Origin of the sequence: Nocardia sp. NPDC051832 (assembly GCF_040681285.1) — a bacterium.
In the GTDB taxonomy this organism is placed as follows: domain Bacteria; phylum Actinomycetota; class Actinomycetes; order Mycobacteriales; family Mycobacteriaceae; genus Nocardia.
The window spans coordinates 676,015-687,720 of sequence record NZ_JBFAYL010000001.1 but is presented as its reverse complement, the minus strand read 5'-3'; the positions used below and the strand labels follow the sequence as shown (position 1 = coordinate 687,720).

Sequence of the window (11,706 nt, the reverse complement as noted above, 5' to 3'; positions counted from 1 at the left end):
ATCGTTGTCGACCACGGACGAGCGCTTGCGCGTGGAGTATGTGACCGATCCGGCGGCAGCGATGTCTCAGCTGGCGGCCGCGGATCGATTCGGCGAATACGTCATGTACGAGCGTCCGGGGGTGTGGATCTTCGCGGCCGATCCGATCGGCGGCGTCGAGTTGGACGCGCACGAGTTGCGAGTGGCGTGGGGCGGGCAGACGACCGTGAGCGCCTGGACCGGCCGCCCGGCCGCGGTCCTGGACCGCGCGCTGGGCATGCTGCCGCTGGGTGAGCGGAAAGCCTACGGCTGGATCGGCTTCGAGTTCTGCGCCTGGGCCCTGGACGCGACCGCGCACGTGGACGCGCGGACGACACTGGCGCATTTGATGATTCCGCGGCTCGAGGTCGTCATCGACGAGTCCGGGGTGCGGATCACCGGCGCGTCGGAGCGGGAAGTCGCCGACATTCGCGAGATCATCGCGGCCTCGCAGCTGAGCCCGCTGCCGGAGCCGCAGCCCATCGACATTCGCCTGGACCCGACGGGATATCAGGACCGGGTCGCGACGGCGGTCGGCGAAATCCGTTCCGGGCGTTACCAGAAGGTCATCCTGTCCCGGAAGGTCGAGCTGCCGTTCCTGGTCGACGTGCCCGCCACCTATCGGCTCGGGCGCACGAACAACACGCCGGCGCGGTCGTTCCTGCTGCGCCTGGGCGGGCTGGAAGCGGCCGGGTTCAGCCCGGAGCTGGTGGCCTCGGTGGACGACGAGCGCGTGGTGACCACCGAGCCGCTCGCCGGTACCCGGGCTTTCGGATTCGGCGGCACCGCTGACCTGGCGGCGCGGGCGGATCTGCTCAGCGACCCGAAAGAGATCGTGGAGCACGCGATCTCGGTGCAGACCTCGTTCGCCGAGATCGCCGCGGTGGCCGAACCGGATACGACCGCGGTGTCGGACTTCATGGCGGTGCGCGAGCGCGGCAGCGTGCAGCACCTGGCCTCCACGGTCCGCGGCCGGCTGGCCGCGGACCGATCCAGCTGGGACGCACTGGAAGTGCTGTTCCCGTCCGTGACCGCCTCCGGGATCCCCAAGCAGGCGGGGGTGGACTCCGTCTTCCGGAACGACGGTGCGGCCCGGGGGCTGTACTCCGGTGCCGTGCTGCAAGTTTCGGCGAGCGGGTCGATGGAGGCGACGCTGGTGCTGCGCGCGGTCTATCAAAACTCCGACGGCGCGTGGCTGCGGGCGGGCGCGGGCATCGTGGGACAGTCGCGTCCCGAGCGGGAATTCGAGGAGACCTGCGAAAAGCTCGGCAGCGTAGCGCCTTACGTCGTCAAAGCCTGAGCGGATCCGAACGAGAGCCGGGCAGTACCGGAACGGGGCTGCCCGGCTTCGTCGTTCAGTTCGCCGCGCGGAGCGCCTTCTTGTCGATCTTGCCGACGGCGGTCACCGGGAGCCGGTCGGACGCGCGGAGCACGTCCGGCAGCTTGTAGGTGGCCAGGCCGCGCGCGGTGAGGAAGGTCTTGATCTCGGCCAGGCTCGGCAGGTCGCCGTCGACAACCAGGACGGCGCAGACCTTTTCGCCCAGCGCGGGGTCGGGGAGGCCGACGGCCGCGGCGTGCCGGACCGCGGGGTGGGCGAGCAGGTGTTCCTCGAGTTCGTCGCAGGAGATGTTCTCGCCGCCGCGGTTGATGACGTCCTTGATGCGCCCCGAGACGATCAGGTGCCCGGAGGGCAATTGGCGGACCAGGTCGCCGCTGCGGTAGTAACCGTCGGGGGTGAAGGCGCGGGCGTTGTGCTCGGGCGCGCGATAGTAGCCGCGAATCGTGTAGGGGCCCTTGGTGAGCAGCTCGCCTTCGGCGCCAGGCTCGACGTCGTTCCCGGCGCTGTCCACCACCCGGATCTCATCGGCGGGGGACAGCGGGCGGCCTTGCGTGGTGTGCAGCAGTTCGGCGGGGTCGTCGAGGCGGGTGAAGTTGAGCAGGCCCTCGGCCATGCCGAACACCTGCTGCAAGGTGGCGCCGAGCGCGGGCGTGACCTCCTTGGCGTTCACCTCGGCCAGCCGTGCGCCGCCGACCTGGAGCAGGCGCAGCGAACTCAGGTCGGCCTCCTCCCAATCGGTTGCCGCACACCAGAGCTGGGCCAGCGGCGGGACCACGGCCGTCACCGTGACGCGATGCCGTTCGATGGCGGCGAAGGCGTTCTCCGGGCTCGGATCGGTGACGAAGGTGACCGCCCCGCCGGTCGAGATGGTGCCGAGAATGCCCGGGCAGGCGAGCGGGAAGTTGTGTGCGGCAGGCAGTGTCGCGAGGTAGACGTCCGTGGCGGTGAGCGCGCAGACCGCGGCGCTGGCCGTGGCGTTGTAGACGTAGTCGTCGTGGGTGCGGGCGATCAGCTTCGGCAGGCCGGTGGTGCCGCCGGAGACGAGCATGAGCGCGATCGCGCCGGCGTCGACCCGGGGGAGCGAATCGCCTTCGCGGGCTATCGAATTCAGGTCGGTGAACTCGCCCGGATCGCCGGCGACCAGGACGTGGCGCAGTGACGGCACCGCGTCCCGGACGGTCGCGGCCAGCTCGCGGTAGTCGAAATCGCCCTGCCGGTCCGCGACGATGTAGGCGACCGCCTCGGACAGCGCGGCGAGATGCTCGATTTCGGCCCGGCGATGCGCGGGCAGCGTCAGCACCGGAATGATCCCGGCGCGCAGCAGGCCGAACAGCACGGTCAGGAACTCGGGCACATTGGGCAGTTGCACGACCACCCGGTCGCCCGGCGCGATCCCGAGCGCGAGGAAACCGTGCGCCATCCGATCGGCCGCTGTGTCCACCTGTGCATAACTTCGCACGCCGGTCTCGGCCAGCAGCAGCGGGCGATCCGGGTGCTGCCGGGCGGTTTCGCGCAGCAGGTCATCCAGCGGGCGACCAGCCCAGAAGCCGGCCGCGCGGTAGGACGCCGCGGCCTCGGCGGGAAAAGGAACATAGCCGTCACGGTGGTCGGTGGTCACGGTCTGCCTCGCAAGCTGGGTGGTGATCAGGGCCTCATATGTAGGTTAGGCAACCCTATCTCAGTGCGATACCCTTGGCGCGAGCAGTATTGATCCGCCCGCGCGGCGGGAACCGAGGAGTGTCAGCCGCACATGGAGCCAGCGCAGATCAGCCGGGACGACATCCGGTCCGCCATCGCCACCCAGCTGGGCATCGAGGCCGCGGACATCGCTACCGGCGCCGACCTGATCCAACTCGGGCTCGACTCCATCCGCACCATGAAACTGGCGGGCGGCTGGCGCAAGCGCGGCCTCGACATCAACTTCGCGCAGCTGGCGGCGAACCCGACGGTCGACGGGTGGTACGAGTTGCTCGGCGGCACCGACCAACCCGCCCCGGCCGAACCGCCGGCGCCGGCCGGTGCGGCCCAGGACGAGAACGCGCCGTTCCCGCTGGCGGCCATGCAGCACGCCTATTGGATCGGACGCTCCGGGGAACAGGACCTCGGCGGCGTCGCGGCGCACCTCTATGTCGAATTCGACGGCGACGGCGTCGATCCCGACCGCCTGGGCCGCGCGGTAACCGACCTGGTCGCGGTGCACCCCATGCTGCGGACGAAGGTCCTGCCCGACGGCACCCAGCAGACTCTCGGCACACCCGGGAAACCGGTTTTCTCGGTGGTCGATCTGCGGACGCACGCCCCCGACGCCGCCGCGGCCGAACTGGAACGGTTGCGCGACCTCAAGACGCATCAGCGGCTGGACATCGAGGCCGGTCAGGTCCTCGACGTCACACTGACCTTGCTCGCCGACGGCCGCACCAGGCTGCACCTCGACGTGGACATGCTCGCGGGCGACGCGATGAGCTACCGCGTGCTCATCGCCGATCTGGCCGAGCTCTATCACGGCGGCACGGTGCCCGAGCAGGGTTACAGCTACCGCCGCTACCGCACCGAGCGCCCGGTGGACGCGGCGGCGCGCGAACGCGACAAGCAGTGGTGGCAGGAGCGGCTGCCGGAACTGCCCGGCGCGCCCGAGCTGCCGACCATTCCCGTCAGCGAGCGCACCGACCCGCATCGCACCGTTCGCTACAACCACTGGCTGGCGCCGGAGGCCAAGGAACGACTGCTCGCGGCGGCGCACGCCCGGGGCGTGACGCCGGCGATGGCGCTGGCCGCGGTGTTCGCCGAAGCCATCGGCGGCTGGTCGGCGCAGAGCCGGTTCCTGCTGAATGTGCCGCTGTTCCACCGGGAACCGGTGCATCCGGACATCGATCGGGTGATCGGCGACTTCACCTCCTCGATCATGCTCGAGGTGGATGTCAGCGAGAACGTGACGGTTACCGAGCGCGCCAAGGCTTTACAGCGCACCATGCACGAAAGTGGCTCGCACACCGCGTATTCCGGGCTGGAAGTGCTGCGCGATCTGGGACGGCAGCGCGGCGAGCCGGTGCTCGCGCCGATCGTCTACACCAGTGCGCTCAATCTCGGCGAGCTGTTCCCCGCCGCGGTCACCGAGACCTTCGGTGAGCCGGTGTGGATCATTTCGCAAGGGCCGCAGGTGCTGTTGGACGCGCAGGTCACCGAGGTGCGCGGCGGGCTGCTGCTGAACTGGGACGTGCGCGAGTCCGCCTTCCCCGCGGGCCTGATCGACGCCATGTTCGCCAGCTACACCGACGCGATCGGCCGGCTGGGGGCGGGCGCGGCGGGCTGGAGCGCGGAAGCCGCTGTGCGCCTGCCGGTTTCCCAGGCGTCGGTGCGGGCCGCGGTGAACGCCACGGACGGCCCGGTCTCCGGGCGCGCGCTGCACGAGGGCTTCTTCGAGTACGCCCGCACGACGCCGGACGCCCCGGCGGTGCGCTGGACCTTCGACGGCGCCGACGGTGGCTGGAGCTACGGTGCGCTGGCCGCGCAGGCGCTGTCGGTGGCCGGAGCGTTGCACGACGCGGGTGTCCGGCCCGGTGCGACGGTCGCGGTGCAGTTGCCCAAGGGCCCGGATCAGATCCTGGCCGTGCTCGGCGTGCTCGCGGCGGGCGCCGCCTATGTGCCGATCGGCTTCGATCAGCCGGTGGGGCGGCGCGCGGAGATCCTGCGCACCGGCGACGTGGTCGCCGCGCTCACCGTCGACGACGCCGATCTGGGCCGGTCCGATATCACCTGCCTGCCGCTGTCGGCGGCCCGGCGGCATCCGAATCCGCTGGGGGCGCCGGTGCTTCCGGATCCGGAGTCGATCGCCTACGTGCTGTTCACCTCCGGCTCCACCGGTGTGCCGAAGGGTGTGGATGTGCCGCATCGCGGCGCGATGAACACCATCGACGCGGTGAACGAGTGGTTCGCGGTCGGCGCGCGGGACAGCGTGCTCGGCTTGTCCGCGCTGGAATTCGACGCCTCGGTCTACGACATGTTCGGCATGTTCGCAGTCGGCGGGTCGGTGGTCGCACTGTCGGCCGCACAGCGCGAGGAGGCCACCAGCTGGGTGGAACTGCTGACCCGCCACCGGGTTTCGATCCTGAACTGTGTGCCGAGCATGCTCGACATGATCTTGGAGATCGGCGGCGACCACCTGGGTGACTCGCTGCGCGCGGTGACTCTCGGCGGCGACTGGGTCGGCGCGGAGCTGGCCCGGCGACTGGCCCGGCAGGTGCCGGGTTGCCGGTTCTCCGGTCTGGGCGGCGCCACCGAAACCTCCATCCACAACACCATTTGCGAGATCGCCGACCCGCCCGCGCACTGGGCGACGATCCCGTTCGGCGTGCCGCTGCGCAATGTGCGCTGCCGCGTGGTGAATTCGGCCGGCCGGGACTGCCCGGACTGGGTGCCGGGCGAATTCTGGGTCGGCGGCGCGAATGTCGCGGCGGGGTACCGCAACGACCCCGAGCGCACCGCGGAACGGTTCGTCGATCACGACAACCTGCGCTGGTACCGCACCGGCGACATGGCGCGCTACTGGCCGGACGGCACCATCGAATTCCTCGGCCGCGCCGACCATCAGGTCCAGATCCGTGGTTACCGGGTGGAATTGGGTGAGGTGGAGAGCGGCCTGCGTACCGCGCCGGGCGTGCGGCACGCGGTGGCCGCGGTGGTCGGCACGGGCGCGCCCAAGCTGGTCGCGGCGGTCGCGGGCACGGTCGGTTCCGCCGCGGACATCGTGGCCGCGGTCGGTGATCTGTTGCCCGGCTACATGATTCCGACGCGGATCGAGATCCTGGAGCAGATGCCGTTGACCGCCAACGGCAAACTGGATCGCCGCGCGGTAGTGGCGCTACTGGAACCCGGCGCGAACATGGCTGTCGACGCCGAGCCGGGCACCGCGCTGGAGAAAGCGCTCGCCGCCATCGTCGCCGAGGTGCTCGGCGTCGCGCGGATCGGCGTGCACGACGACTTCTTCGCGATCGGCGGCGATTCCGTGCTCGCGACCACCGCGGTCGCCCGGGCCCGGGAGTGGCTGGAAATCGCGGACGCCCGCGTCGCTGATCTGCTGGCCGGCCGCACCGTCGCGGGCCTGGCCCAGCGCCTGCTGGCGCGGGAACAGGCCCAGGGCGGCGCGGGCCGGCTGGAGACCGTCGCCGGGCTGTACCTGGAGGTGGCGGCGATGTCCGACGACGAGGTGCTGGCCGAAGCCTGAGCGGCTCAGGCCCGGTCCGCCAGGAACGCGGTCACCCAGTCGAGCAGCATGGTCGAGCCCTGCTCGGCCATGTCGCGCTCCTCGGCGGAGTCGCACTCCTGGCTCAGCACGATCTCGGTGCGGTCGCCCTTGTCGGTCAGTTCGAGCTTCATCACGGTGGTGCCGGTCGGCGTGGGCATGTCCATGACCAGCAGGCGCTCGGGTTCGACCTCGAGGTAGGTGCCGTTGATCTCGAAGGTGTTGCCTTCCGGATCCACCACACCCGCGGTCCAGGCGCCGCCGGGGCGCACATCCTGGTGTACCGAGCCCGGCGCGGATTGGGACCACTGCTCGTACTGCTTGTCATCGGTCCAGGCCTGCCAGACGGCGGCGATCGGTGCGTCCAGGGTGCGGGTGAGCCGGTAGGAGAAGTCGCTCATTGTCATCATCTCTTTCGAAGTTCCAGTGGGTTTCGCTGATATGACGGCATTGCCTCGGCGAACTTATCGCGAATGCGAGTGGTGCGCATCACACCTGTTTCGGGGGCAGGGCCACCGGCCGCGAAGTGGACCGAGACGGCGTGGGGGTCGGCAGGCCAGGATCGAATCATGGTGGAGACGGCGGCGATTCTCGGAGTCACGGTGGCGGCCTTGGGGTTGGTGCTGACCCCGGGGCCGAACATGATGTACCTGGTTTCGCGAACCGTGTCGCAGGGGCGGCGGGCGGGATTCATCTCGCTCGGCGGCGTGGCGGCCGGGTTCGGGGTGTATCTCGCGGCGGCGACCGCGGGCATCACCGCCGTGTTCGCGGTGGTGCCGGGGTTGTACCTGGCGGTGAAGCTGCTCGGCGCGGCCTATCTGCTGTGGCTGGCCTGGCAGGCGATCCGGCCCGGCGGGGCCTCGGTGTTCGCGCCCGGCGAGCTGCCGGCCGATCCGGCGCGGCGGCTGTTCACCATGGGGCTGGTGACCAACCTGCTGAATCCGAAGATCGCGATCATGTACATGGCGTTGCTCCCGCAGTTCGTGCGGCCCGAGCGCGGGCAGGTGTGGTTGCAGAGCCTGTGCCTGGGCGCGGTGCAGATCGCGGTGGCGCTGACCGTCAACGGACTGATCGTCGCCGGCGCCGGTGGGATCTCGGGCTTCCTCTCCGGGCGGCCGCTCTGGTTGCGGACGCAGCGCTGGGTGATGGGCTCGATGCTCGGCGCGATCGCCATCAAGCTGGCCACCGACAAGGCACGTCCCGTTCCCGCCTGATCCGGTACCGGGTGTCGCGCGGCTCACCGCCCGCCCCACGTGCAAACCTGCAGGGCAGAGAGTGCGCGAAGGGAGCGATCGATGGGCCTCGGGGCCGACCTGATTACCGGGCAGCTGTACTCCGCCGTGCAGGCCGCGCAGCGGAGTGGTGAGCTGCTCGGCGTCATCGCGTTCGCGACCTCCGGTGCGTTGCTGGCGGTTCGCAAGAATCTCGACATCTTCGGGATGGCCGTGCTGGCCTGCTCGACCGCGCTCGGTGGTGGTGTGCTCCGGGATCTGCTGGTCGGGCGCACACCGCCCGCCGCGTTCACCGATCTGACCTATCTGAGCGCCGCGTTGCTCGTCACGCTGGTGGTCTTCTTCCGGCATCCCTCGGCGCGGCTGACGCGCGGCCCGCTGGAGATCGCCGACGCGATCGGTCTCGGGTTGTTCTGTGTGACCGGCACTGTCGTCGCCTACACCCACGGTGTCGGCGCGCCGTCGGCGGCGCTGCTGGGGATGGTCACCGCCATCGGCGGCGGCGTCATCCGGGATCTGCTCGGCGGGCAGGTGCCGAGCGTGCTGCGCCCGGACCAGGACCTGTACGCGGTGCCCGCGCTGTTCGGCGCGGCCGCCACGGCGGTGCTGCTGCACTTCGGCCTGTACCAGGCCTGGACCGGTTTCCTGGCCGCCCTGCTGGCCATCGCCTTCCGGCTGCTCGCGCGCCGATTCCAGTGGCGCGCACCGCAAGCGCGCCACACCACCGAGCCCTAGACGCGCACGCCCGCGCGCAGCCGGCGCACGCCTTCGTCGATGGTCGCGTCCTTCTTGCAGAAGGTGAAGCGCACCAGCGAGTCCCAGGACTTCTTGTCGTCGGCGAAGACGCTGACCGGCACGGCCGCGACCCCGAGCCGCTCGGGCAGCTCGCGGCAGAACTGGAGCCCGTCGGTATTGCCCATCGGCGTGATGTCGGCGCAGACGAAATAGCCGCCCGCACTGGATTTCACGTCGAAGCCGGTGTCGGCCAGCGCGGCCGCGAGCCGGAGTCGCTTGTCGGACAAGGTGTCCCGGAGTGCGGCGACCCAGCCGAGTTCGTGCTCGAGCGCGTGCGCGACGGCGGGCTGGAACGGACCGCCCGCGACGAAGGACATGAACTGCTTGGCGGCGAGCACCCCGTCGATCAGCCGGGCGGGGCCGCAGGCCCAACCGGTCTTCCAGCCGGTGACGCTGAAAGTCTTCGCGGCGCTGGACACCACGACGGTGCGCTCGGCCATGCCGGGCAGGGTGGCGATGCTGATGTGCTCGCGTCCGTCGAAGACGAGGTGCTCGTAGACTTCGTCGGTGAGCACCAGCAGGTCGTGTTCGCAGGCGAGTTCGGCGACGGCGGTGAGATCGGCGCGGTCCAGGATGGTGCCGGTCGGGTTGTGCGGGGAGTTCACCACGATCATCCGGGTCGCCGGGGTGATGGCGGCGCGCAGGCTGTCCAGGTCGAGCACGAAACGTTCGCCGTCGGCGACCAGCCGCGCGGTGCGCCGGGTGGCGCCGGCCAGCGCGACCGCGGCGGCGTAGGAGTCGTAGTACGGCTCGATCAGGACAACTTCCTGGCCGGGCTCGACCAGGCCGAGCAACGCGGCGCTGATCGCCTCGGTGGCGCCGACGGTGACGAGCACCTCGGTGTCGGGGTCGTAGCGCATCCCGTAGCGGCGGGCGCGGTCGCCCGCGATGGCGCCGCGCAGCACCGGCATGCCGCGCCCCGGCGGGTACTGGTTCAGCCCGTCGGCGATGGCCTGGCGGGCGACTTCCAGCATTCCGATGGGGCCGTCGGTGTCGGGGAAGCCCTGGCCGAGATTCACCGCGTCGTGACGGACGGCGAGTTCGGTCATCTCGGCGAAGATCGTCGAGGCGAAGGGGCGCAGGCGGGCGACGGTCGCGGAGCTCGTAGGCACCCTCGAAGAGTAGCCCAGGGGTCGCTATCGTTGCTAATAGATAGCGAAAGGCTATGTTTCACATTTGAATTGGCGCTTCTACCTGCATGGTTGTGTGGTTTCTGGTGGGCGGCTAGCCTCGCCGTGTTCTACCTCACATCCCGCCCCTGCGGGCGGATTCTCGAAAGGGGCGCGCATGGCCTCGTATCTCGACCTGGTACTGCAGCCGGCGGCGTCGGAGGTCGCCGGATCCGTACTGGGTTACCTCCGCGACATCGCACACGACCTGATCGGCGGAACCTTCCTCGGCTCCGCCACCGGAGATTTCTTCGGCGGGTCCTCGACCGGCAACCACGGCACGGGCTCCTCGACCGGTGATTTCTTCACCGGGTCGACCACGCCGTAGACACGAGTAGGGCCGGGCTGGACGATGAGGGTCCGGCCTGGTCACCTACAACCGGACGCCGGACAGCTTCGCGGGATTGGCGTGATCGTAAGTGCCCCAGACGGTTCCCTCGCTCACGGTGAAACCGACGACCCGGGCCGGGCCGTCCTCCCGCTGCAGGATCAGGCCCAGCTGGCCGTTCACCGCGGCGAATTCGTAACGCATGGTGGCATTCTCGGCATCACCGATGCCGTACTTGGCGGTCAGGCCGAGCAGGAACCGGGCGATCCGCTCCGCGCCGTCGAGGACATTGACCGCCGTGGAAGTGGTGCCGTTCGCATCGCCGACCATCCGCGAGTTCGGATGCAGGGCAGCGGTTACCGCCGCGACGTCACCGGCGGACAGTGCCGCCAGCAGGCGGTGCACCGCGGCCTCGTGCTCGGTATCGGGTACCGGCTCGGGTACGCCCGCTACCGCTTTCCGGGCCCGCACCGCCAGCTGCCGCGCGGCGTCGGCGGAAATTCCCAGGATGTCCGCGATTTCGTCGAACGGCACCGAAAGTCCGTCGTGCAGCACGAAAGCCACGCGCTGCGGCGGCGTCAACGTGTCCAGCACGACCATGGCCGCCAGTCGGCATTCCTGTCTGCGCACCACCTGATCCAGCGGATCGGGCGCGCGCGACGTGGTCACGCCGGTGACGACGGGCTCCGGAAGCCATTGTCCGACATAGGCTTCGCGCCGGGCGGCGGCACTGCGCAAGCGGTCCAGGCAGATGCGCGTCACGACGGTGGTGAGCCAGGCGCGCAGATCATCGATCTCGGATTGGTGCACGCCCGCCAGCCGCAGCCAGCTCTCCTGTACCGCGTCCTCCGCGTCGCTGACACTGCCGGTCAACCGGTAGGCGACAGAAAGTAGATGCGCCCGATGCGATTCGAACAGATCAGCGAGAAAAGCGGCTACCACCGGGGGGATTCTACGGGGCCCGAGGAACCGGCCGGCGCACCGGATGCGCATGACACCATGAATGCCGTGGAGGAACGCGCGCTGTCCGACGGCATCGTGGTGCTGTCGCCGCCCACCGAGGCGGATATCGACACCATCACCGCCTGCTGTCAGCATCCGTCGATCGGCGAATGGGTGACGATTCCGGTGCCGTATCGCCGTGAGCACGCCGAGGCCTTCGTCGAGGACCTGGTCGGGCCTGGCTGGGCGCATCGCAGTCCGACCTGGGCGTTGCGGCCGGACAAGGACGGGCCGGTGATCGGCATGATCGGGCTGGAGGCGCAGGACGCCTCGTCCGCCGAGGTCGGCTACTGGCTGCTGCCGGAGCGGCGTTCCCGCGGGCTGATGTCGCGAGCGCTGCGGCTGGTCTGCGAATTCGGTTTCGACCCCGAGACTTTGGGGTTGCAGCGGATCACCTGGCGCGCGTTCGTCGGCAACCGGGCGTCGGCGGCGGTGGCGGCGCGCAACGGGTTCCGGTACGAGGGCATGATGCGCCTGGGCAGTGTGCAGCGCGGGGTGCGCCGCGATTCCTGGGTCGCCGGGCGCCTGGCCACCGACGACGGGCTGCCGGTCACCGACTGGCCGATCTGATTACCGGAAACTCC

General features: G+C 70.0%; 10 protein-coding genes. 6 read left to right on the top strand and 4 right to left on the bottom strand.

Annotated features, from left to right (window positions below; all coding sequences use genetic code 11):
- Nucleotides 1-4 precede the first annotated feature (4 nt).
- The gene (locus tag AB0M14_RS02775; RefSeq protein WP_364987869.1) at nucleotides 5-1,318 is read left to right on the top strand and encodes a salicylate synthase; all 1,314 of its coding nucleotides are present in this window, start codon (nucleotides 5-7) and stop codon (nucleotides 1,316-1,318) included.
- 55 nt (nucleotides 1,319-1,373) lie between these two features.
- Here the strand turns inward: AB0M14_RS02775 and AB0M14_RS02770 are convergent, their stop codons facing one another.
- On the bottom strand, nucleotides 1,374-2,975 hold the full coding sequence (locus tag AB0M14_RS02770) for an AMP-binding protein (RefSeq protein WP_364987865.1): 1,602 nt from the start codon (nucleotides 2,973-2,975) through the stop codon (nucleotides 1,374-1,376).
- A 132-nt stretch (nucleotides 2,976-3,107) separates the two neighbouring features.
- On the opposite strand from AB0M14_RS02770, the gene AB0M14_RS02765 reads away from it, so the two are divergent.
- Nucleotides 3,108-6,578 (top strand): amino acid adenylation domain-containing protein, encoded by a 3,471-nt coding sequence (locus AB0M14_RS02765; RefSeq protein ID WP_364987862.1) that lies wholly within the window; start codon nucleotides 3,108-3,110, stop codon nucleotides 6,576-6,578.
- A gap of 5 nt (nucleotides 6,579-6,583) precedes the next feature.
- Here the strand turns inward: AB0M14_RS02765 and AB0M14_RS02760 are convergent, their stop codons facing one another.
- Nucleotides 6,584-6,997: an SRPBCC domain-containing protein gene (locus tag AB0M14_RS02760; RefSeq protein ID WP_364987859.1), complete on the bottom strand. Its 414-nt coding sequence runs from the start codon at nucleotides 6,995-6,997 to the stop codon at nucleotides 6,584-6,586.
- Nucleotides 6,998-7,165: 168 nt separating this feature from the next.
- Between AB0M14_RS02760 and AB0M14_RS02755 the strand changes: the two genes are divergently transcribed.
- Both AB0M14_RS02755 and AB0M14_RS02750 read left to right on the top strand, forming a co-directional pair.
- Nucleotides 7,166-7,810: a LysE family translocator gene (locus AB0M14_RS02755; protein WP_364987856.1), complete on the top strand. Its 645-nt coding sequence runs from the start codon at nucleotides 7,166-7,168 to the stop codon at nucleotides 7,808-7,810.
- A gap of 81 nt (nucleotides 7,811-7,891) precedes the next feature.
- Nucleotides 7,892-8,563, top strand: a complete 672-nt coding sequence (locus tag AB0M14_RS02750; protein WP_364987853.1) for a trimeric intracellular cation channel family protein — start codon at nucleotides 7,892-7,894, stop codon at nucleotides 8,561-8,563.
- Here AB0M14_RS02750 and AB0M14_RS02745 read toward each other — a convergent pair.
- Entirely contained in the window at nucleotides 8,560-9,735 is a 1,176-nt protein-coding gene (locus AB0M14_RS02745; protein WP_364987848.1) for a pyridoxal phosphate-dependent aminotransferase, read from the bottom strand. The two genes, AB0M14_RS02750 and AB0M14_RS02745, sit on opposite strands and share 4 nt — an antisense overlap.
- A gap of 175 nt (nucleotides 9,736-9,910) precedes the next feature.
- Between AB0M14_RS02745 and AB0M14_RS02740 the strand changes: the two genes are divergently transcribed.
- A complete protein-coding gene (locus AB0M14_RS02740; protein WP_194817185.1) occupies nucleotides 9,911-10,120 on the top strand; it encodes a hypothetical protein in 210 nt (69 codons plus the stop codon).
- 45 nt (nucleotides 10,121-10,165) lie between these two features.
- Here AB0M14_RS02740 and sigJ read toward each other — a convergent pair whose 3' ends face one another.
- Nucleotides 10,166-11,062: an RNA polymerase sigma factor SigJ gene (gene sigJ / locus AB0M14_RS02735; RefSeq protein ID WP_364987844.1), complete on the bottom strand. Its 897-nt coding sequence runs from the start codon at nucleotides 11,060-11,062 to the stop codon at nucleotides 10,166-10,168.
- A gap of 66 nt (nucleotides 11,063-11,128) precedes the next feature.
- Here sigJ and AB0M14_RS02730 point away from each other — a divergent pair, with 66 nt between their 5' ends.
- Complete coding sequence (locus tag AB0M14_RS02730) at nucleotides 11,129-11,692, top strand: GNAT family N-acetyltransferase (RefSeq protein ID WP_364987839.1); 564 nt, start codon at nucleotides 11,129-11,131, stop codon at nucleotides 11,690-11,692.
- The last annotated feature ends 14 nt before the right edge of the window (nucleotides 11,693-11,706 follow it).

Bases quoted from the DNA above. Each gene is read 5' to 3' on its own strand.
- AB0M14_RS02765 (WP_364987862.1), top strand. From the start codon at position 3,108: ATGGAGCCAGCGCAGATCAGCCGGGACGACATCCGGTCCGCCATCGCC.
- AB0M14_RS02760 (WP_364987859.1), bottom strand. From the start codon at position 6,997: ATGAGCGACTTCTCCTACCGGCTCACCCGCACCCTGGACGCACCGATC.
- AB0M14_RS02755 (WP_364987856.1), top strand. From the start codon at position 7,166: ATGGTGGAGACGGCGGCGATTCTCGGAGTCACGGTGGCGGCCTTGGGG.
- AB0M14_RS02750 (WP_364987853.1), top strand. From the start codon at position 7,892: ATGGGCCTCGGGGCCGACCTGATTACCGGGCAGCTGTACTCCGCCGTG.
- AB0M14_RS02740 (WP_194817185.1), top strand. From the start codon at position 9,911: ATGGCCTCGTATCTCGACCTGGTACTGCAGCCGGCGGCGTCGGAGGTC.